At 64.7% G+C, this 20,932-nt stretch carries 19 protein-coding genes and 1 tRNA gene; 5 read left to right on the top strand and 15 right to left on the bottom strand.

The window, feature by feature from the left end; translation table 11 throughout:
- Positions 1 to 11: 11 nt before the first annotated feature.
- Positions 12 to 581 (bottom strand): thymidine kinase, encoded by a 570-nt coding sequence (locus tag MLD63_RS09180; protein ID WP_255329612.1) that lies wholly within the window; start codon positions 579 to 581, stop codon positions 12 to 14.
- A 154-nt stretch (positions 582 to 735) separates the two neighbouring features.
- Here MLD63_RS09180 and MLD63_RS09175 point away from each other — a divergent pair, with 154 nt between their 5' ends.
- Positions 736 to 1,929, top strand: a complete 1,194-nt coding sequence (locus MLD63_RS09175) for a multidrug effflux MFS transporter (protein WP_255329967.1) — start codon at positions 736 to 738, stop codon at positions 1,927 to 1,929.
- A 55-nt stretch (positions 1,930 to 1,984) separates the two neighbouring features.
- Here the strand turns inward: MLD63_RS09175 and MLD63_RS09170 are convergent, their stop codons facing one another.
- From MLD63_RS09170 to MLD63_RS09150, 5 genes are all read right to left on the bottom strand, one after another.
- Entirely contained in the window at positions 1,985 to 3,448 is a 1,464-nt protein-coding gene (locus tag MLD63_RS09170) for a DEAD/DEAH box helicase (protein WP_255329611.1), read from the bottom strand.
- A gap of 229 nt (positions 3,449 to 3,677) precedes the next feature.
- Positions 3,678 to 4,127 (bottom strand): D-aminoacyl-tRNA deacylase, encoded by a 450-nt coding sequence (gene dtd, locus MLD63_RS09165; RefSeq protein ID WP_255329610.1) that lies wholly within the window; start codon positions 4,125 to 4,127, stop codon positions 3,678 to 3,680.
- A complete protein-coding gene (locus tag MLD63_RS09160) occupies positions 4,124 to 4,537 on the bottom strand; it encodes a DUF6691 family protein (RefSeq protein WP_255329609.1) in 414 nt (137 codons plus the stop codon). Before MLD63_RS09160 ends, dtd begins: the two co-directional genes overlap by 4 nt.
- Entirely contained in the window at positions 4,534 to 4,959 is a 426-nt protein-coding gene (locus MLD63_RS09155; RefSeq protein WP_255329608.1) for a YeeE/YedE family protein, read from the bottom strand. The genes MLD63_RS09160 and MLD63_RS09155 overlap by 4 nt, the downstream gene beginning before the upstream one ends.
- A 53-nt stretch (positions 4,960 to 5,012) precedes the next feature.
- Positions 5,013 to 5,240 carry a hypothetical protein gene (locus MLD63_RS09150; protein WP_255329607.1) on the bottom strand — a complete coding sequence of 76 codons (228 nt, stop codon included), beginning with the start codon at positions 5,238 to 5,240 and terminating at the stop codon, positions 5,013 to 5,015.
- A 108-nt stretch (positions 5,241 to 5,348) separates the two neighbouring features.
- Between MLD63_RS09150 and MLD63_RS09145 the strand changes: the two genes are divergently transcribed.
- A complete protein-coding gene (locus tag MLD63_RS09145; protein WP_255329606.1) occupies positions 5,349 to 5,600 on the top strand; it encodes a DUF2312 domain-containing protein in 252 nt (83 codons plus the stop codon).
- Between the two features lie 21 nt (positions 5,601 to 5,621).
- On the opposite strand, the gene MLD63_RS09140 is transcribed toward MLD63_RS09145, so the two are convergent.
- Positions 5,622 to 6,497, bottom strand: a complete 876-nt coding sequence (locus MLD63_RS09140) for a hypothetical protein (protein WP_255329605.1) — start codon at positions 6,495 to 6,497, stop codon at positions 5,622 to 5,624.
- 97 nt (positions 6,498 to 6,594) lie between these two features.
- On the opposite strand from MLD63_RS09140, the gene MLD63_RS09135 reads away from it, so the two are divergent.
- Positions 6,595 to 8,322: an ABC transporter permease gene (locus MLD63_RS09135; protein ID WP_255329604.1), complete on the top strand. Its 1,728-nt coding sequence runs from the start codon at positions 6,595 to 6,597 to the stop codon at positions 8,320 to 8,322.
- Position 8,323: 1 nt separating this feature from the next.
- Positions 8,324 to 8,398: transfer RNA gene (locus MLD63_RS09130), tRNA-Thr, on the top strand.
- Positions 8,399 to 8,470: 72 nt separating this feature from the next.
- Here the strand turns inward: MLD63_RS09130 and MLD63_RS09125 are convergent.
- From MLD63_RS09125 to MLD63_RS09100, 6 genes are all read right to left on the bottom strand, one after another.
- Positions 8,471 to 9,586, bottom strand: a complete 1,116-nt coding sequence (locus MLD63_RS09125) for a hypothetical protein (RefSeq protein ID WP_255329603.1) — start codon at positions 9,584 to 9,586, stop codon at positions 8,471 to 8,473.
- 166 nt (positions 9,587 to 9,752) lie between these two features.
- A complete protein-coding gene (locus MLD63_RS09120) occupies positions 9,753 to 10,991 on the bottom strand; it encodes an MFS transporter (protein WP_255329602.1) in 1,239 nt (412 codons plus the stop codon).
- A complete protein-coding gene (locus MLD63_RS09115) occupies positions 10,988 to 11,983 on the bottom strand; it encodes an ABC transporter permease (protein WP_255329601.1) in 996 nt (331 codons plus the stop codon). Before MLD63_RS09115 ends, MLD63_RS09120 begins: the two co-directional genes overlap by 4 nt.
- Entirely contained in the window at positions 11,976 to 12,983 is a 1,008-nt protein-coding gene (locus MLD63_RS09110) for an ABC transporter permease (RefSeq protein ID WP_255329600.1), read from the bottom strand. The genes MLD63_RS09115 and MLD63_RS09110 overlap by 8 nt, the downstream gene beginning before the upstream one ends.
- Before the next feature lie 121 nt (positions 12,984 to 13,104).
- Complete coding sequence (locus MLD63_RS09105; RefSeq protein WP_255329599.1) at positions 13,105 to 14,817, bottom strand: peptide ABC transporter substrate-binding protein; 1,713 nt, start codon at positions 14,815 to 14,817, stop codon at positions 13,105 to 13,107.
- Between the two features lie 84 nt (positions 14,818 to 14,901).
- On the bottom strand, positions 14,902 to 16,608 hold the full coding sequence (locus MLD63_RS09100) for a peptide ABC transporter substrate-binding protein (RefSeq protein ID WP_255329598.1): 1,707 nt from the start codon (positions 16,606 to 16,608) through the stop codon (positions 14,902 to 14,904).
- Between the two features lie 269 nt (positions 16,609 to 16,877).
- Here MLD63_RS09100 and MLD63_RS09095 point away from each other — a divergent pair, with 269 nt between their 5' ends.
- The gene (locus tag MLD63_RS09095) at positions 16,878 to 18,743 is read left to right on the top strand and encodes an ABC transporter ATP-binding protein (protein ID WP_255329597.1); all 1,866 of its coding nucleotides are present in this window, start codon (positions 16,878 to 16,880) and stop codon (positions 18,741 to 18,743) included.
- A 9-nt stretch (positions 18,744 to 18,752) separates the two neighbouring features.
- Here the strand turns inward: MLD63_RS09095 and MLD63_RS09090 are convergent, their stop codons facing one another.
- Together MLD63_RS09090 and MLD63_RS09085 are read right to left on the bottom strand one after the other, a co-directional pair.
- Positions 18,753 to 19,373, bottom strand: coding sequence for an SIR2 family NAD-dependent protein deacylase (locus MLD63_RS09090; protein ID WP_255329596.1), 621 nt, complete (start codon positions 19,371 to 19,373; stop codon positions 18,753 to 18,755).
- Positions 19,374 to 19,605: 232 nt separating this feature from the next.
- Positions 19,606 to 20,601, bottom strand: coding sequence for a ParA family protein (locus tag MLD63_RS09085; protein ID WP_255329595.1), 996 nt, complete (start codon positions 20,599 to 20,601; stop codon positions 19,606 to 19,608).
- Positions 20,602 to 20,932 lie beyond the last annotated feature (331 nt).

The following is a 20,932-nucleotide window of genomic DNA, read 5'->3' as shown; positions in this document are numbered from 1 at the left end:
TCAGTTGGCGCTCAAGCGCCGACCGCCTCGCGCCAATGGCGGCGGCAAAGCGAAACGTAGGTCTCGTTTCCACCGACCTGCACCTGCGCACCTTCGGTGATCGCGCGGCCCTCATCGTCGCGGCGGATCACCATCGTGGCCTTTCGCCCGCAATGGCAGATCGTGCGGACCTCGCGAAGATTGTCGGCCAGCGCCAGAAGCGCGGCCGAGCCGGGAAAGAGCTGGCCACGAAAATCGACCCGCAGCCCGTAGCACATGACGGGGATGTCTCGGTCATCGGCCACACGCGCCAGTTGCCAGACCTGATCTGCTGTCAGGAATTGCGCTTCGTCCACGAAGAGGCAAGCAGGCGTCGGCTGAGCGGCAACGAGCGCGAACAGATCGGTCTCCTGCGCGAAGGTCAGCGCGTCGTCCGCTATTCCGATGCGGCTGGCGATCCGCCCATTGCCCGCGCGATCGTCCAGCGCGGCCGTCAGAAGCAGCGTCGCCATCCCCCGCTCGCGATAGTTGTAGGACGCCTGCAGCAACAGCGTGCTCTTGCCCGCGTTCATGGTCGAGTAGTGGAAGTAAAGCTTGGCCATCGCGCCTGCCCATAGCGCCGGCCGAGGCGTCGGGCAAGCGGGGGCCAGCGCGCGTCTTGCCATCACGGACGGAAGCTGGCAGATCATTGCGGTGGCCACGGGCGAAAGCCGTTCCAGCCTGCCGCGCCATCCCAAGCAACATTCAGGTCATCCGATGCGCGACCCCATGTTCCGCATGGCCCTTATCCTGGGCCTTCTTTCCGCCGTTGGTCCTTTTGCGATCGACATGTATCTGCCTGCGCTGCCGCAGGTCGCACGCGATCTCGATGCGACCGAGGCGCAGGCGGCGCTGACGCTGACGTCCTATTTCCTCGTCTTCGGGATCGCGCAGATGATCTACGGGCCAATGGCCGACGCGCTTGGTCGCAAGCGGCCCCTGGTGATCGGCGTTACGATTTTCCTGATCGCCACGATCGGCGCTGCCATGGCGCCCAGCCTCGGCTGGCTGATCGCGGCGCGCGGCCTGCAGGCGCTGGGGTCCGCCACGCTGATGGCGGTGCCGCGGGCAGTAATCCGCGATCTGGCCACCGGCCCGGCAGCGGCACGGATGATGGCCGCCATCATGATCGTCATCTCGATCTCGCCGATGCTCGCGCCGTTGACCGGATCGATGGTGCTGGCCTGGGGCGGGTGGCGCGAGATCTTCGGCGTCCTCGCCATCGCGGCGCTGCTGAGCCTGGGCCTGATCCTCTTCGTGCTGCCCGAGACGCTGCCGCCTGAAAACCGTCGCCCGTTCCGTCTGCGCCCGATGCTGTGCGGCTTGCGTCGCCTGCTGACCGACCGCCGCTTCATGGGTCTGACGATGATCGGCGGCTTCGGGATCTCCAGCTTCTTCGTCTTCATCGCCACCGCGAGCTTCGTCTACACGTCGCAGTACGGGTTGGGCCCGACGGGCTTTTCCATCGCCTTCGCCATCAACGCGCTGGGCTTTTTCACTGCCTCGCAATTCGCCGGACGGCTGGCCGAGACCTATGGGATGGAGCGGGTGATCTCGCTTGCCATCACCGGGTTTGCCGGCGCGACGCTGGCGCTTTGCGCGCTGGTCTGGGCGGGCATCGACGCGCTGCCGGTTGTGGTGATCGGGTTGCTGATCGCGAACTCCTTCTTGGGGCTGGTGATCCCGACAGCGATGGTGATGTCGCTCGACCCGCATCCCGACATCGCCGGGCTTGCGTCCTCGCTGGGTGGAACGGCGCAGATGTTGACAGGCGGCCTGATGATCGCGGTGACCGGACCGCTAATGAACAACACCTCGGCGCGAATGGTCGCGGCGATCGCGCTGTGCGGGGTGCTGGCCTGGGTCTCGGCAGCGCTGTCGCTGCCCCGGTTGCGGCTGCGCGCGGCATGAAAAAAGGCCGCAGGATCATCGTCCTGCGGCCCTTTGTTCTTTCATTTTGAAACGTTCAGCCCTGCTGCTGGCTCCGCGGCCGGCGCGAGGGGCGGCGGGCCGGGCGCTTCTTGGCGCCATCGCCCGCAGGCTTGCCGCGGCCGCGCGACGGACGCCCGGCTGGGGCCGCCGCTTCGGCCGGACGCTCGCCGCCGACCACGGGGATCTGCGACTTCATCGCCTTTTCGATGGCGCGCAGTTCGCCGACTTCGGCCGGGGCGCAGAACGCCACGGCGCGGCCATCACGCCCCGCACGCGCAGTCCGCCCGATCCGGTGAACATAGTTTTCCGGCACGTTCGGAAGGTCGTAATTGTAGACATGGGCGACCTCGGGAATGTCGAGGCCCCGCGCCGCGACGTCGGTCGCAACCAGCACCTGCGTCGTGCCCTTGCGGAACGCGTCGAGCGCGCGCTCGCGCTGACCCTGGCTCTTGTTGCCGTGGATCGCGGCGACGGCGAAGCCCCACTTTTCGAGCGTCTTGGACAGCTTTTCCGAACCGTGCTTGGTGCGGCCAAAGACCATCGCCAATTCGCCCGGATGCTTCGACAGATATTCGGCCAGCAGCGTCGCCTTGTCGCCCTGGTTCACGAAATGCACGCCTTGCGCGATCTTGGCGGCGGCCTGACCCGGCGGGTTCACCTGCACCCGCAACGGATCGGTCAGGTAGGTGTCGGCCAGCTCCTCCATCAGCTTCGGCATCGTGGCCGAAAACAGCAGCGTCTGACGCTCTTTCGGCAGGATCTTCGCGATCCGGCGCAGCGCGTGGATGAAGCCGATGTCCAGCATCTGGTCGGCCTCGTCCAGCACCAGATAGCCGGCCTGCGACAGATCGACCGCATTGCGCTCGATCAGGTCGATCAGTCGGCCCGGCGTCGCGATCAGAACGTCGACACCGCGAGCGATGCGCTGAACCTGCACGTTGATCGACGCACCGCCGACGACGCGAAACGACCGGATCGGCGTCCCCTCGGCATAGGCATCGATGTTGGCGGCGATCTGGGTAGCCAGTTCGCGCGTCGGCGCAAGGATCAGCGCGCGGCAGGTGCCGGGCTCGGGCTTGCGGCCGGCAGCCAGCAGCCGCGTCATCATCGGCAGGCCGAAGGCGGCGGTCTTGCCGGTGCCCGTCTGCGCAAGGCCCAGCAGGTCGCGGCCCGCCACGATGGCCGGGATCGCCTGCGCCTGGATCGGCGTCGGCTCGGTCAGGCCCAATGGCGGCAGGTTCGCGTTGATGCGGGGATCGATGCCCATGTCGGCAAAGGCGCCGGTCGGCAGCGGCTCGCGCACGACCGCGTTGCGGCCGTGGTTTTCGCGACTGCCCTCGCGCGGCTCGCGGGCGGGGCGGGCAGGACGGCCCCCGTTGTCGCCGCGATCATCGCGGAAACGCGGCTTGCCGCCGTTGCGGAAGCGCGGCTTGCCCGCGCGGCGCGGGCTGTCGGACTTGCCCGCAGGACGCGGGCGGTCGGTGGTTTCGGTCGTCATTCAAAGTCTTTCATCCCGCCGCCCCCCGTATCGGGTCGCGCGGGCAGAGGCCGCGCGCATCATGGCGCGGCGATTGCAGGGGTGCGGGCGCGATACGATTTGCCCGCAAGCCTCCCCGCGTGATTGGGAAACTCGGATGGAAGTGTCGTGCCACGGGGCGAAGACCTCGCCTCTGCTCACGCGGCAGCGGGCGGCGACAGGGGGCAGATGGGGCCTGGGGCGCGTGAAGTCAAGCGCGGTCTGCGCTGTCCATCCAGATCGTCACCGGACCGTCATTGGTCAGCCGCACCGCCATGTCGGCGCCGAAGCGACCGGTCTCTATCGGTACGCCGGCCTCGCGCAGGGCAGCGGCGAAGCGTTCGTACAGGCGCCGCCCGTCATCGGGCGATGCCGCGGATGAAAAGCCGGGGCGATTGCCTGTCCGCGTGTCCGCGGCCAGCGTGAACTGGCTGACGACCAGCGCGCTGCCCTGAATGTCCAGAATGGATCGGTTCATCCGACCCTCGTCGTCGCGAAAAATGCGCAATTTGGCGACCCGCGCCGCGAGCTTGTCGGCGGCTTCGTCCTGATCACCCGCCATCGCGCAGACCAGGACCATGAGGCCCGGGCCGCATCGACCGATGACTTCACCTTCGACCGCAACTTCGGCCTCAATAACGCGCTGGATCAGAGCCCTCATGCCTTCACCCTTCCATAGATCGCCATACCCACCAGCATCGCCAGGAAGAAAGCCCAGACGGGCAGCCCGCCGAAGCCCAGCGAAGCCATGGCGGGGCCGGGGCACAGGCCCGACAGACCCCAGCCAACACCGAACAGCGCCGCGCCGCCCAGAAGGCGCCGGTCGATCACCGGGTCGGGCCGCTCGGGCAGGGGCATCGCGTCGATCACCGAAATCCGCCGCCGGGCAGCGATGCGCCACGCAGCCAGCATCGGAAGGATCGCGCCCCCCATCACGAAGGCCAACGTCGGGTCCCAGTTACCGAAGATGTCCAGAAACCCTTGCACCTTTGCCGGATCGGTCATGCCCGATACCAGCAGCCCGGCTCCGAACAGCCCGCCCGCCAAGGCTGCGGCAAGAAGCCGGCTCATGCGTGCAATCCGACCATGCGACCGACAAGTACCGCGATAATTCCGGTCGCGATGTAGACCAGCGTCGCCACGATCCCGCGCAGCGAGAAGCGCGAGATGCCGCAGACCCCGTGACCCGAGGTGCAGCCATTGCCCATCCGGGTTCCGAATCCGACCAGCAGACCTGCAAGGACAAGTGTGCCAAGGCCCGCAACCGGGTCGGATGCTGCGCCCAGCCCCGCGGCGACCAGCAGTGCCGGCACGGCGATCAGCGTCGCAACGAAAGTCGCCCGTTCAGCGGCGTTGCCGCGCCCCGAGCCGTCGACCAGCCCGCCGACAAGACCGCTGGCGCCCATGATCCGCCCGTTCAGCAGCAGGAAGGCGCTGGCGGCAAGGCCGATCATCACGCCGCCGCAAAGGCCCAGGATCCAGTCGGGGTTCATGTCACTCACCATCCGCGATTATCATGCGGAATATATGCTGGAAACGGAATGCGTCAATCGCCCAGCATCAGGCCCAGCACGACGAGCATCAGGCCAAGGCTCGATCCTGCCAAGGCCGCCATGTTGATCGCGACCGCGCGGCGCATTCCCGTGCGCATCGCCGCGTCGTCCAGACCGGACCGGCGCAGCCGTGCCACGATCGCGATGCACCATCCAAGCGCGCCGAGCCCTGCCAGCGTCAGTGCCACGCCGATCCAGACCAATGCCGCAAAGATGTCCATCGCGTGTCTCCCTTGGCTTCGCCCCTCTTCGGGGCCTAGCGGCGATTGCGCCCCCTCGCAAGACCGCCTAAGGCTACGCGCCGAACCGGGCAGGAAGGACGACAGACGATGCAGGACGAGCGCTCCTACGGCGTGGCCGCCGACGAATTGCGGCAGTTCATCGAGCAATATGAACAGCTTGAGGCCGAGAAGAAGGACGTCACGGAACGCCAGAAGGAAGTGATGGCCGAGGCGAAGGCGCGCGGCTACGACACCAAGGTGATGAAGAAGGTGATCGCGCTTCGCAAACGCGACCGCGACGATATCGCCGAGGAAGAGGCGATCCTCGACATGTACAAGCAGGCCTTGGGCATGGGCTGACGCTGTGCGGTGCGGCCGTGGCTAGGGCAGGATGAATTCCACCCCCGGCAGCACCGCGATCTGGCTGACCTCGTCGCGATAGCGGCGGGTGACGACGTCTACGGTTTCCTGCGACCAGCCGGGCAGGTCGATCACCTGGTCCAGGACACCGGGCAACGCATCGGCGGCCAGCCTTTCCGCATAGACCTGACGGCGAGTCGCGATGGTCATCTGGTCGCGACCGGCCAGTGCCTGCCGCAGCCGCGCCAGACCCTGATCCCCCAGCAATTCGTGCATGTAAAGCAGGCCGCCGCTCAGCCCGGAATCGCTGGGCAGGCCCGCGACCAGACGCACCACGTCGGGCCAGACCAGGGGCACGTCCTCGTGGCACCAGACGACCAGCCGCCGCCGTTGCGCGGCCTGCGCGATCGCCTGCATGGCGGGCAGCCAGCTCAGCTTGCGAGGATCGGGGCTGCCCGTCATCCGCGCGTAGTCGGCGCCCTGTTCGGACTGGATCATCTCTGCGATCAGCGTCGCGGGATTGCGGATCGCGATGAAGAATTCGCTGTCGGCCTGTGGAAACAGGTTGCGCAGCGCGGCCACGCGGTTGGCCGCGCCCGGGTAAAGCCCTTCGGCCGAGACCACGCGAGAAGTCGGGCCCAGAAAGCCGGGACTGGAACAGATCACACGCTGTGGATCATCGCTGTCGAGGATCGCGTCCAGCATAATCTGTTCCATCTCGGGCGTGGCCTGCCCGCCGTTCAGCGCCATCAGCGCCTCTTCGAAGATGCCACGATGCCGGTTCGGCGTGACGATCTCCGTGCGCCGTTCGAACAGGGCCGCGCGGTTGTTCAGCAGCGTCTTCAGCATCCGGTCGCCGTCGGTCGCGTGGGCGCCAAGATGATAGACGATCTGCATGGGCCTGCCCCCGGTCCTGCGGCCATTCGGCCTGATTGCGCGGCAGCTTAGCGGCGCTTCATGGACAGGGAAACCGCTTTGATGTAGGCGGCGCGGCATGACAAGTGCAGCGCCCGCGCGCCCCCATCGCACTGCCGAACTGCGCCACCGTGCGGGCTGGGGCTGGTCCCTTGCCGCGATCCTGATCGCGGCCCTGGTGCTGGCGCCGGTGGCCACCGTCGTCTGGATCGCGTTCAACCCGACCGACAACATCTGGCCGCACCTGCTGTCGACCACGCTGCCCCGCTATGCGGGCAACACCGTGATCCTTGCGCTGGGAACCGGGGCGCTGGCAGCCGCGATGGGTGCGGGGGCCGCTTGGCTGGTCGCGATGTACCGCTTTCCGGGCCGGGGCGCGCTGGAATGGCTGCTGCTGCTGCCGCTGGCCGTGCCCGCCTATATCGGCGCCTATGCACTGGCCGACTTCCTCGACTATTCCGGCCCCGTGCAGACCGGACTGCGCGAGACCTTCGGCTGGGCCAGCGCGCGCGATTACTGGTTTCCCGACATCCGGTCGCGCTGGGCTGCGGTGCTGGTGCTGTCCGCGTCGCTTTACCCCTATGTCTACCTGCTGACCCGCGTCGCCCTGCGCGAGCAGTCCGCCAGCGCGTATGAGGTCGCCCGCGCGCTCGGCACCGGTCCGTGGCGGCTGTTTCGCCGCGTCGGCCTGCCGCTGGTGCGTCCCGCCATCGTCGCGGGCGCTGCCATCGCGATGATGGAAAGCGTCGCCGATTACGGGGTGGTGTCCTATTTCGGGGTGCAGACGCTGAACACCGGCATCTTCACCACCTGGCTGGAACGTCAGAATGCGGGCGGCGCCGCGCAGATCGCCAGCCTGATCCTGCTGGTCGTCGCCGTTCTGGCGCTGTGGGAACGTGCGGCCCGCCGCGGTGCCCGGTATCACCAGAGCGCACGCCAGCCGCGCCCGATCATCCTGCAGCCGCTGCCGCGCCGCTGGGGCTGGATGGCGACGTTGGCCTGCGCGCTGCCGGTCGCGATCGGCTTCGTGCTGCCGGTCGCGGTCATCGGACATTACGCGCTGGCCTATCCGCAGGGCTGGCTGACGCCGGGTCTGGGTCTTGCGCTGTGGCACACGCTCAGCCTGGGCGGGATCGCGGCAATTCTGGTCGTGGTGCTGGCATTGATCATGGTCTACGGCACCCGGCTGTCGGGACGAAGACTGCCGCGCATGCTGCTGCCGGTCACGATCATCGGCTACGCGGCACCCGGCGCGGTGCTGGCGGTCGGCATCCTGATCCCGCTCGCCGCGCTGGACCACCGGATCGCGGATGGCTGGCTCGCGGCGACCGGCACCGATCCCGGCCTGATCCTGACCGGCACCGGCTTCGCCATCATCCTGGCCTATGTGGTGCGCTTCTTCGCCATCGGGCAGGGCGCGGTCGACGGCGCCTTCACCCGCGTCCCGCCATCGCTGCCGATGGCGGCGCGTTCGCTGGGCCGCGGCGCGGGCGGCGTGCTGCGCGACGTCTATCTGCCGCTGATGCGCGGCTCGGTCGGATCGGCCGTGCTGCTGGTCTTTGTCGATTGCAGCAAGGAACTGCCGGCGACCCTGCTGCTGCGTCCCTTCAATTTCGAGACATTGGCAACCCGCGCGCATGAAAAGGCCAGTCTCGAGGATCTGGGCAATGCCGCGCCTGCCGCTCTGCTGGTGATGGCGATGGGTCTTGTCGCGGTTGGTTTGCTGGCGCAGGCGAACCTCGGCTTGCGCCGCAGCCGTCCGCGCGGTATCGCAGCAGGGATCGCCCCAAGCCGGGGCGCATCCTAGGGCCGGGTTAGCACAGCGGTAGTGCAGCGGTTTTGTAAACCGAAGGTCGGGGGTTCAAATCCCTCACCCGGCACCAGTTTTTCCAAACCTGCACGAAAAAGCCCCGCCGGATTGCCAGCGGGGCCTTCCATGTCAGTCAGGGTGCCGGTCAGCGGCGACGCGAGAAGCCGGCCCACATCTTGCCTGCATCGCGGTCATGCCCGCCCTTGATCGCGCCCATCCACGCGGCGACTGCGGCGACCAGCGAGGATACGGCCAGGAACAGCGCGGACCACACCGCGCCGCTGCGCGCGCGTTCGGCGACCTCGACCGCCTTGGCCTGTGCTTCCTGCAGACGCTGCTCGGCCTCGTCACGCAGCTCTTGCGCGCGGGCTTCGGCAGCCGCGACAGCTTCCTCTGCCTGCGCACGGGCCTCTTCCAGACGCTGTTGCGCCTCGGCCCGCAGGTCCTGCGCCTGCGTCACTGCCTGTTCGACGCGCTGATCGATCTGCGCGGGCGTCAGTTCGGTCCGGGCAGCCAGCGCCGAGCGCAGATAGTCCAGATCCTCGTCCGGTACTTCACCAGTCCGCAGAACGGTCGAGAGAATGTTGCCGACTTCGCTGCGGATCTGATCGTTCGAGAATTGATCGGGGGCAGCGGCCTCGCTGCGCAGCAGGCGGTCGGTCACGTAGTCGAGGGGATTGCCCCCCTGCGCGCCACCTTCACCCGAACCGGCGACAGCGGATGCTGCACCGCCGGCCAGTTGGCCCACACCACTGATCGCGCCACCCGCAACCTGTCCGACGCCACCCACGACGCCACCAGCCAACTGGCCCGCGCCCTGCGCGACGCCGCCCACGGCTGAACCAGCAGCCTCGACCGCGGTGCCCGCCGCGTTGCCGGCCGTACGCAGTCCGGTCGACACGGCGCCTGCGGCCAGAATGCCGCCCAGGATCATGCCGATCGCCCAGACCGTCAGGCCATGGATACCATCACGGGCCTCTGTCTCGTCCTCACTGGCCGAACTGCGGCTGCGCATGCGCCCGGCGACATAGCCACCCAGGGCGTAGACGGCCACCATCGCGATGAAGGCGAACAATCCCACAAGGATCAGCGCGAAAGTCCCCAGCCCTTCGCCTTCCTCGGCAGAGACCGAGCCAAGCCCGATTGCGGCGGTGAAGCCCGTAAACACGATCGAGGCGCCCGCCGCTATCGCGGCCCCCGCCAGGATCGAGGCCCAGTCCACATGGCCACGCTTGGTCTCTGCGTACGGTGTTTCGTTCATGCTGAAGCTCCTTTCGTTTCGGGACCTTCGCCCCGTCTGTCTGATCGGGTCGAAGACCCACCTTTGTTAAACTTGTGATTGCGAAAAATGTTTCCGACCCGGCGGCGATTTAATCGCGCCCGATTGGTGTGATCGGAAAGTGGCTGAACGCAGGCTGATCAGCGCCTTAGCGCCGCCCGCCTCCGATACGGTTTGCCTCTGGCAGGCGACGCAGGGCGAGCATCGCCGCAGTCCCGATGGCGGGGCCGGGGACGAGAACCAGAAAAGCCCATTGCCAGCTGCCGAGCCAGCCCGCCACGCTGGGCATCAAGCGCAGGCTGATGATGGTCAGCCCGAAGCCCACGCCCATCTGAAAGGCCAGCGCCGTGCCGACCAGGCTGCGGTCGGCAAGTTCGGTCACCATGGCCGAAAACTGCGCTGAATCCGCCACAATCGTCACGCCCCAGACCAGCGCGACGATCAACAGTAACCATAGCGGGCCGGCATAGACGAAGCCGATCATTGCCGCGCACCCGCCCGAGATGCCCATCATCAGCGCCGTCGTTGCGGTGCGGCCGATGCGGTCGGCCATCCAGCCACCGGCGACGCAGCCGATCGCGCCCGCCGCGATCACCGCGAAGGTCGCGGCCGAGGTCAGGACAGGGCTGCCTGTTCCCGACAGCGCCAGCGCGCCCGACAGGAAAGCGAGGAACCAGCCCCACATGGCGTAAAGCTCCCACATGTGGCCGAAATAGCCGGTATTGGCCAGCATCAGCGGCTTGTTCAGAACGATCCGGCGCAGGTCGCCCAGACGAAACGTCGTTTGCGCGTAGCCATGGGGGCCTTCGCGCGCGACAGCGCCCAGCAGCAGCGCCGACAGCGCGGCAAAGCCCGAGGTCGCGATCACGACGATCCGCCAGTCGAAGCCCGCGCTGGCTGCGCGGATCAGATGCGGAAAGGCTGAACCCAACGTCAGCGCGCCGATGACGAAGCCAAGCGCCAGCCCGCGCCCGGCGACGAACCATGTCGTGACCAGCTTCATCGCGGGCGGATAGACCCCCGCGAGCGCCGCGCCCGTCAGCAGCCGGCTGGCGATGGCGGTGGCGGGACCGGGGGCGACCAGCAGGATCAGGTTCGCAGCGGCTGCCAGCGCCGCCGCCATGCCGATCAGTCGTTGCATCCGGACGCGATCCGCCAGACCGGTGATCGTCAGCCCCAGGGCGCCGGTGACGAAGCCCAACTGCACCGCGATGGTCAGCCAGCTTGCGGCGGCCTCGTCCAGATGCCAGCGCGCGGTCAGTTCGGGCAGGATCGCCGTGGCCGAGAACCACGGCGTCATCGACAGGACGACCGCGCCGCAGATCAGCGCCAGCGCGCGCCAGCGGCCCGTTGCAGGGGCCGGGGCTGCACCGGCGCCTTGGCTCAACGCCCCCGGATCCGCGGGTCCATCGCGTCGCGCAGGCCGTCGCCGATATAGTTAACGCAGAGCACCGTCAGCGAGATCAGAAGGCCGGGAAGGATCACCCGCGTCGGATACATCTGCATCTGATCGACCGCGTCATACAGAAGCCGGCCCCAGGTCGGGAAATCCGGTGGGAAGCCGAGGCCGAGGAAGCTCAGCGCGCTTTCGGTGATGATCGCGGTGGCGATGCCCAGCGTGGCCGCGACCATGATCGGCGACAGCACGTTGGGCAGGATGTGGCGCAGGATCATGCGCGGGGCGGGCGTCCCGATGGATTTCGCCGCCAGAATGAACTCGCGCTCCTTCAGGCCCAGCACGTCGCCGCGCACGATCCGTGCCGACTGCATCCAGCTCGTCGCGCCGATCGCGCTGACGATCAGCAGGAAGATCCCCATCGCCGGTCCGAAGGCCTGCGACAACGGCTCGCGGAACAGCGTGACCATCAACAGCAGCAGCGGAAGCAACGGCAGGGCCAGGAACAGTTCCGTCAGACGCATCAACGGCGCGTCAAGCCGCCGGAAATAGCCCGACAGGACCCCGATCAGGCTGCCCAGCGTGATCGCGAGGATCATCGCCGTCAGCCCCACCGCGATCGAGACCCGGCCACCCACCATCAGCCGCGCCAGCATGTCGCGGCCCAACTGGTCGGTGCCCAGCGGATGCTCGGCGGTAAAGCCGGTGTTGCGGGCAAGAATGTCCACATAGGCCGGATCGGCGGTCCAGATGTAGGGACCGATGGTGACGAACAGGATCACACCGATGAACAGCACCAGGGCCACCATGGCGCCGGTATGGCTGCGGAACTGACGCCACACGTCGCGCCACTGGCTGCGGGTTTCCTCGCCGGCATGGACCGGATCGTCGGGCGGCAGCTCGGTGCTGACGGGGGCGGGGCCGGCGGTCTCGGCGACCAGTTCCTCGCGGTCCAGCCGCTGCTGGCGTTCGGTCTCAGTCATAGCGGATCCTCGGGTCGAGGATGCCGTAAAGGATATCCGCGATCAGGGTGAAGATGACGATCAGGATCGCGAAGATGAAGGTCAGTGTCAGCACCATCGGGATGTCGTTGGCGTGGATGGCGCTGATCAGCAGCTGGCCAAGGCCGTTCACCTTGAACACCTGCTCGGTGATGATGGCGCCGCCGAACACCGCCGGCAGGCCAAGCGCGATGACGGTCACGACCGGGATCAGGCTGTTGCGCAGGACGTGCTTCATGACCACCGTCCGCTCGCCCAGGCCCTTCGCCCGCGCGGTGCGCACGTAATCCTGCCCCAGATTGTCCAGCATCGAGGCGCGCATGAACCGGCTGATCTGCGCCGCGTTGTACAGCGCCAGCACGGTCACCGGCATCACCATCTGGCGGACCTGCACGAGGAAGCTGTCCCAGTCCGTCACCTGATGCGTGGTGTCGTAGATCGAGGGGAACCACTGCAGCTTCACCCCGAAGATGATGATCAGCACGACGCCGGTGAAGAAGGTGGGCATGGAAAAGCCGACCATGCTGACGAAGGTGCCAAGCTGGTCGAACCAGGAATACTGCTTGTAGGCCGAGATGATGCCGATCGGAATCGCGATCATCACGCCAATGAGGTAGGACATGCCGACGACGGTCAGCGTCTGCGGCACCCGCTGCGCGATCACGTCGAAGACCGGGCTGCGCGACTGGAAGCTGATGATCCGCTGCATTCCTTGCGAGAAATCGGTGCGGAAGATTCCGTCGATCCAGTAGAGCGGCTCGACATAGAAGAACTGCTTCAGCCACAGCACGTAGCGAACCGGCCAGGGTCGGCCAAGGCCAAGCGCCTCGCGCATCCGCTCTTTCACCTCGGGGGGCACGGTCAGCGGCACGTCGCCCAGCGGATCACCGGGCGACAATTCCAGCAGCAGGAAAATCACCAGCGAGATGAAGAGCAGCGTCGGGATCGCCAGCAGAAGGCGTCGGATCACGAAGGTCAGCATGGCGGCTCACCCCATGCGCTGGCGGGTCGACCCGCGATCGTCGGCGTCTGTCTCATGCGCCCGTTCCCCCTTGTTATGGTTCGGCCCGCGGCTCGTTCAGTGTCCGCGGGCCGGTCTCGTCTTACTCGGCCCGCGACCAGTCCGCCACGTTCCAGAATTCGCTGTCCCACGGGTTCATCTGCACGCCCGCCAGCGCGTTCGAGCTGACCGAGACCCGCCCGCGCGAAATCAGCGGCTGCAGGACCATCGTGTCGCGCGTCAGCATCAGGTCCATCTCCTGGGCCAGCGCCGCCCGTGCCTCGGTGCCAGAGGTCTGCGACATCTGCTCGACCATGGCGTCATATTCCTCGAAGCAGAACCGTGCCGCGTTCTCGCCCTGCCACTGGTTTTCAGGGCTCGGGATGGCATCGCAGGCATGTTCGGCCAGGAACGTGCCGGGATCGGTGCCGTCATAGACGTCGGTGTACATCTCGACATCGGCATAGAACTTGACCAGCGTGTCGGGCGAATTCGGGTCCGACCCGAAGAAGACGCTGGCATCGACGGTCTTCAACTCTGTCTGGACGCCGATCTCCTGCCACCATTGCTTGATCAGCGCCTGGAAGTCCTGGCGCACCGCGTTGACGCTGGTCTGGAACAGCAGCGACAGCTTGCGGCCGTCCTTCTCGCGGATGCCGTCTCCGTCCTCGTCGGTCCAGCCGGCCTCCTCCAGCAGCGCCTTGGCGCCCTCGATGTCCTGCGTCAGGCAATCGGTGTTGTCGGCCGCGAATTCCGCGGGGCCGTTGACCATGTTGCAGGTCGCCGCGCCGGTTTCGCCATAGCCGATCTCGTTCAGGATGTTGCGGTCGATCGCCATCGACAGCGCCCGTCGCACATTCTCGTCGCTCAGGATCGGATGCGGATGGGCCACCGTCGACCGCTCGCCCTCGGGCAGGTCGGGCGAGGGGTCGGTCATGTTCATCTTCAGATGTTCGGTCGTCGCGCCGAACTCGACTTCCAGCTTGCCCATCCCGGCGGCCAGCATCTGGTTCAGCGTCTCGGGCGAGATCTGGATGTTCCACGCATAGTCGTATTCGCCGGTTTCCAGAACCGCGCGCGCGGCCGCAGCGGAATCGCCGCCACCCTTCAGGTTCACATTGGCGAAGGCTGGCTTGTCGGCCTCGCGGTATTCGGGGTTCACCTCGAAGCTGGCGACGTCATTGGTGCGGAAATCCGTGACCATGAACGGCCCGGTGCCGATCGGGCCAAAGTTCGCCTCGGTGCAGGTCGCCGCAGCGGCGCCCAGACAATTCTCGAACTGCGCTTTCTGCAGGATCGGAGCCTGGCTTCCGACGAAGGCCTGGAACGGGTAAGGGCGCGGGCTGTCGAAGGTGATCGTCACCGTCAGCGGGTCCACCACCTCGACCGAGGCGATGGCGTCGAATTTCGCGGCCTGCGAACAGCCGCCTTCCTCGCTCATGCAGTAATCGGCGGTGAACTTGACGTCCTCGGCGGTTACGTCGCTGCCGTCGGACCATTTCAGCCCTTCCTTCAGCTTCCACGTGATCTGGGTCATGTCCTCGGAGATGCCGCCATTCTCCATGCTGGGGATCTCGGCCGCCAGCCGCGGGACGATCTCGCCGTCCGGTGCAAAGGCCGCCAAGGGCTCCAGGATCAGCGAGGACGCCAGCATGTCCTTGGTCCCGGTGGACAGATAGACGTTCAGCGTGGACGGTGCCTGCCACAGAAGCAGGTTCAACTGGCCGTCGGTGCCGCGTTCGGCCATGGCACTGGTCGCCAGCGTCATCGCGCCAAGCGCGGTGGCCGTCAGAAGCGTCTTTTTCTTGCAGATCATCGTGTCCTCCCGGTTCTGCTCATTCTGCCCTTCAGGGGGCGGTGGGATCGGCCCGCGAACATGCCACGGGCCGACCCGGATCGATTACTGGTCGTTGCGGGTCCAGTCCGCGACGTTCCACAGCTCGCTGTCCCAGGCGTTCATCTGAACGCCGCCCAGGCTGCTGCTGACGGCCGAGGCGGTGCCGCGATAGACCAGCGGGATGATCGCATAGCTGCCCTTGGTGGTCAGCATGTCGTTCATCTGGCGGCCCATTTCGGCGCGCTTCTCGGGCTCGACGGTGTTGCCCATCTCGGCGACCAGCGCGTCATAGGCCTCGTCGCAGTAACGGCTGATGTTTTCGCCCTGCCACTGGTTGTTCGGACCGGGTGCCTTGTTGCAGGTCCATTTCGCCAGATACGGCGCGGGGTTGGTGCCTTCGAAGTTGTCGGCGTACATCTGCACGTCGGCGTAGAACTTCTGCAGGGTGTCGGGCGAACCCGCATCGCTGCCGAAGAAGACCGAGGCGTCGATGGATTTCAGTTCGGTCTCAAAACCGACCTCATCCCACCATTGCTTGATCAGCGCCTGGAAGTCCTGACGCACCGCGTTGACGCTGGTCTGATAGACCATCGACAGCCGCACGCCGTCCTTTTCCCGCACGCCGTCGCTGCCCGCGACCCAGCCTGCCTCTTCCAGCAGCGCCTTGGCGCCTTCCAGATCCTGCGTCAGGCAATCGGTGTTGTCGGACGCCCAGGCCTCAGGCGCGGGGACGTAGTTGCAGGTCGGCTGACCGGCCTGGCCATAGCCGATCTCGGTCAGGACGTTGCGGTCGATCGCCATGGACAGCGCCTGCCGCACGGCGGGATCGGTCATGAACGGATGCGGATGCGCCGTGGTCGAACGCTCGCCCTCGGGCAGCGAGGACGAGGGGTCGGTCAGGTTGATGTGCAGGCGCTCGACAAGGCTGCCGAAGGCGACCTCGACCTTGCCACGCCCGGCCGATTCCATCCCGGCGATGACGTCGGGCGAAAGCTGGGTGTTCCAGGCGTAATCGTATTCGCCCGTTTCCAGGACGGACCGCGCCGCGGCAGCCGCGTCGCCGCCGCCCTTGATGACGGCGGTGGCGAAGGCGGGCTTGTCGGCCTCGCGGTATTCGGGGTTCGCCTCGAAGCTGATCGTGTCGTTGGTGCGGAAATCCGTCACCATGAACGGACCGGTGCCGATCGGCTTGAAGTTCTGGTCGGTGCAGGTCGGCGCGGCCTCGCCGCTGCAATTCTCGAACTGCGCCTTCTGCAGGATCGGCGATGCGGCGCCGACCAGCGGTCCGAACGGATCGGGCGTGGCGCCGGCGAAGTTGATCTTGACCGTCAGCGGATCGACCGCCTCCACGCTCTCGACGCCCTCGAACTTTGCCAGCTGCGAACAACCGCCCTGCGGGTTCATGCAGTACTCGGCGGTGAAGACCACGTCATCGGCGGTAAAGTCGCTGCCGTCGGACCATTTGATCCCTTCCTTCAGCTTCCATGTCACCGACCGCAGGTCCTCGGCGATGCCACCGTTGTCGATCGAGGGCATTTCGGCGGCCAGGCGCGGCACCAGCGTGCCGTCCGGCTCGGACGAGGCCAGCGGCTCCAGCGTCATGCTCGAGGCGACCAGCTCCTTGGTGCCGCCCGACAGATAGACGTTCATCGTCGAGGGCGCCTGCCACATGATGATGTTCACCTGTCCGTCCTCGCCACGTTCGGCCATCGCGGCGGGTGCGAGCGCCATCGTGGCGGCGGCCCCCATCAGCAGAGTCTTCAAAGTCATCGGGTTCTCCTGTTGGATCTGTTGCCCGCGCGGGGCACAAGGCTGGCGCATCTTTGCCTGCCCGTGCCGAACCGTTGGTCCCGGCTGCCGCGTTTTTCCGCGTGTCTCGCCGTCCGGTTCGTCGTGGTCTGTCGTTCGCCCGTTCCCCCTTGCGGAATGGACCGACTTCAAACCAAGGTCGTTTGAAACGCAAGACCTATCCGCGCGCGCCGCTTTGACTTTCCGCCAAGCGCCGCTAGCGTGGGCAGGCGTGCAAGGGGACAGGGACGATGCTGGACGAAAAACCGCAGGCCGCGAACATGACGGCCGATGACAAACCGCTCGTCTCGATCGAGGATCTCCGGGTCGAGTTCCAGACCAACGACGGCGTCGTCGTCGCGGTCAAGGGCATCTCCTTCGACATCAAGCCCGGCGAATGCGTCGCGGTGGTGGGCGAATCCGGCTCCGGCAAGTCGGTCTCGTCGCTGTCGCTCATGCGGCTGGTGGAATTCGGCGGCGGCGACATCAAGGAAGGCCGCCTGATGTTCGACCGCGGCGACGGACGCACGGTCGATCTGGCCACCCAGTCCACCCCCGTCATGCGCGACATCCGCGGCAACCAGATCGGCATGATCTTCCAGGAGCCGATGACCGCGCTGAACCCGGTCTTCACCATCGGCGACCAGCTGATGGAAGGCCTGATCGAGCATCGCGGCATGGACAAGAAGGCCGCCCGCGCGCGCGCCCTGGAAATCCTGCGCCAGGTTCGCATCCCCGAACCCGAACGCCGCCTCGACCAGTATCCGCACGAACTCTCGGGCGGGATGCGCCAGCGCGTCGTCATCGCCATCGCCATGGCCTGCGAGCCCCGCCTTCTGATCTGCGACGAGCCGACGACCGCGCTCGACGTCACCATCCAGGCCGAGATCCTCGCCCTCATCAACCGGCTGAAACGAGAAAAGCAGATCGCCGTCCTCTTCATCACCCACGACATGGCGGTCGTCGCGCAGATGGCCGACCGCGTCGTTGTCATGTTCCGCGGCGACAAGGTCGAGGAAGGCCCGGTCGAGCAGATCTTCGAATCTCCGCAGCAGGACTACACCAAGATGCTGCTCGCCGCCGTCCCGCGCCTGGGCGAGTTGAAGGGCAAGGACTACCCCGAGCCGATGCGCCTGATGAAGGACGGCACGCGCGAGGCGACGCACCCGATCATCGCCAAGGACCCCCGCCCGCTTCTCAAGGTCGAGAACCTCACCACCCGCTTCGCCGTCAAGGGCGGCCTTCTGAAACGCACCGTGGCCCGCGTCCACGCGGTCGAGGACGTGTCCTTCACGATCAACGCGGGCGAGACCCTGTCGCTGGTGGGCGAATCCGGCTCGGGCAAGTCCACCGTCGCCCGCTCGCTTCTGCGCCTCGTGGAACCCGACAGCGGCCATGTCACGCTGGACGGCACCGACATCATCGGCCTCAGCCCCCGTGGCCTGCGCCGCGCGCGCCGCGACATGCAGATGATCTTCCAGGACCCCTTCGCCAGCCTCGATCCGCACATGAAGCTCTACGATCAGGTGGCGGAACCGCTGGCCAATTACGGCATCGGCAATCGCAAGGAACGCCAGCAGAAGATCGCCACCCTCTTCGACCGGGTCGAGCTGCCCCGCAGCTTCATGCGCCGCTACCCGCACGAGATGTCGGGCGGCCAGCGACAGCGCATCGCCATCGCCCGCGCGCTGGCCCTGAACCCCAAGCTGATCGTCGCGGACGAGGCGGTCAGCGCGCTCGACGTCTCGGTCCAGGCGCAGGTGCTGAACCTGCTGATGGAGCTTCAGCAGGACCTCGGCATCTCGATGCTGTTCATCAGCCACGACATGGCGGTGGTCGAACGCGTCAGCCACCAGGTCGGCGTGATGTATCTGGGCCGGATCGTCGAGATGGGCTCACGCCGCCAGGTGTTCGAGAACCCGCAGCATTCCTACACCCGCCAGCTCATGTCCGCCGTCCCGGTCGCCGACCCGCGCGAGAAGAAGATCTCCGAGGACCTGCAGTTCAAGCCCATCCCCTCACCGATCCACCCGGTCGAGTACAAGGCGGTCCCGTCGGTCTACGAGGAGGTTGAGGCGGGGCACCTGGTGCTGCGGGAGCCGGTGACGCATGAGTGAGGGGGTAGATCATGCACCTGTAGGAAGGCTACGTGCAACATCAAGCATCTCAGCCAGTTCTTCGATGGACTCATTAAGTTCTTTGTGACCTTCTCGGCTGTTGTACGTCAGACACTTTAAGTTTCTATTCGATTTGAGAGACTGGGTCATATCTGGGGATATTCGTGAGGAAGTAACCAGATAATGTGGTCGTGAAAGAGGAAAATTGAAACGATGGTTTTCCATCAATAGCGCAAGATCTGGATCCGAAACTCCACAGCCAACAATAAAAAATGTGTGGGATAGCAAGCAGGCATCAAGCACACTATAGAATGCCGAATGCTTTACTCGCGCTCTAGCATAGTCATGATGTGTAAAGATGAGCTCTTCGGGGTGATTGACGGACCCGTGAACCTTGATGATATGCTGGCGGTCATCGCGTAAGAAGTTGTGAACGCTCGAGTCGGAATAACGCTTGACCGTGACTTGGCCGCCAGTTTCGGAAATTACAAAGTTTTCAAAAATTTCGTCAAAGTTTGGCGTTAAATAAATTTGCTGATCGAGGCTAAACAAATCTTGGTGGATTTTTGCATGAGTGTATCCTGGATCTATAAATCGCTCACGAAGATACGGCTCCCAATTCTCCTCCATCTTTTGCTTAATCCACTCACAAGCATGTAGATAGTCTTCAGATCGAATAGCAGTTCGAATGCGTTGCGTACCCTTTCGTCCTAGACGACTGAGAGCGTCATTTAAGAATTCCTTCCACAATGGAGGGCGCGTCACGCCATCACGCCCCACCGAATTCCGCGAAACGCCACTCCCTAAAACACTACAACCCGCTGTGCTAACAAGTCCTTAATCAGCTGATCAGGCCACTCAATCATTCTTCAAGCCCGATACGTTCAATAATCTCGTCTGCGACAGTCCCGAAGGTAGTCTTAGCATCCTTTACTTTTGAGAAATGTGCCCCCCGAACCCCATCTGTTGATTTAAGCATAAAGACGGGAGCTCGCGCAGATTGAGACATAGGGATCATACTATGCAGGTTCGGGATTGCGCCCAAACCAAGCGGAGCGTTCCTATCGGCTAGCGGAACAGTCTTTGATAGGTGGCTAGATACAACCTTTTCAAATTGATTCATAATCCTTTCGTATGCATTTACCGCTCGTTTAGTGCCTTTTCGATCGCGTTTTGCGAGATATTGTTGAGAAACATATCCGGCGAAACACAGGTCGCGAGCTAGGTCAGCATCAACTTCCTCCAGGTCGTCAACATTTGCTATTCCGACGTCCCATTGTTTTCGCCACTTTTCAATCCAAGTCGCAATATTTTCTATAGCTTTAACGCTAAAAATATCAATCGACATTGGCGCGACGAAGTAGTCAGTGGCAATAAGCACCGCCCGATTGATCGACCCCAATGATGGCCCAACGTCTATCAGCACGACGTCATAGTCACTGCAGCGGTGAACTAGGTCGGCAAACAAAAGTGTCGTTCTAATGCCTCGCGCATCCCCCCCAATTGCCGACCCCCAATCTTTTGCGAGTAAGTCTTCGGTAAGAGCCAGCCTTGGATCGCCGGGTATAACGTCCACATTGAAGCGGGGGCTACGGCTAACATTCAGTTCCTTACTGTAGCCCTTGCCTAAAGATAATGGTCTGATGATATTGTAAAGAGTAAATGACGATGTTTCTTCATAAAAATATTGCAGCTTTTCATCATCAAACATATACTGCGTCGCATTACATTGCGGATCTGCGTCTATTACTAAAACTTCGTACTCGTACTCCTCAGCTAGGTAAGCCGCTACGTTGCAAAGCAAGGTAGTCTTGCCGACACCGCCCTTATTGTTGAAAAACGTGATGGACGTGGTCACTTTCTACTCCTGGGCTATATATTTAGAAATTCGCCAGCGCGAAGCGAGATTCGATACAACCCTAACGGTTGAGCAGTGTCTACCCTTGTCACGCAACACACGTTAATCATCCCCTAACCGCTCGCTCGCAGCCTGTGTACAGGTTGTGTACAGCCTGTGTACGCGCGGTGTACGGGTTGTGACCCGTCAAACCCGGCAATTGCTGGGCTTTTCGTGCCTCATCCTGTTGCGCTGTTGCACAAGGACCGTGCGCTTGGTGCGCGGTGAAATCTTCATCCTTTCTTAACCTCCGTTGCGCGCCGCAGGCCCGGTCAGGGGGCTTTCAACCCGT

This window comes from Paracoccus albicereus, assembly GCF_024359525.1.
GTDB lineage: Bacteria > Pseudomonadota > Alphaproteobacteria > Rhodobacterales > Rhodobacteraceae > Paracoccus > Paracoccus albicereus.
The sequence above is the reverse complement of the archived record's forward strand: the minus strand, read 5'-3'. Positions and strand labels throughout refer to the sequence as shown.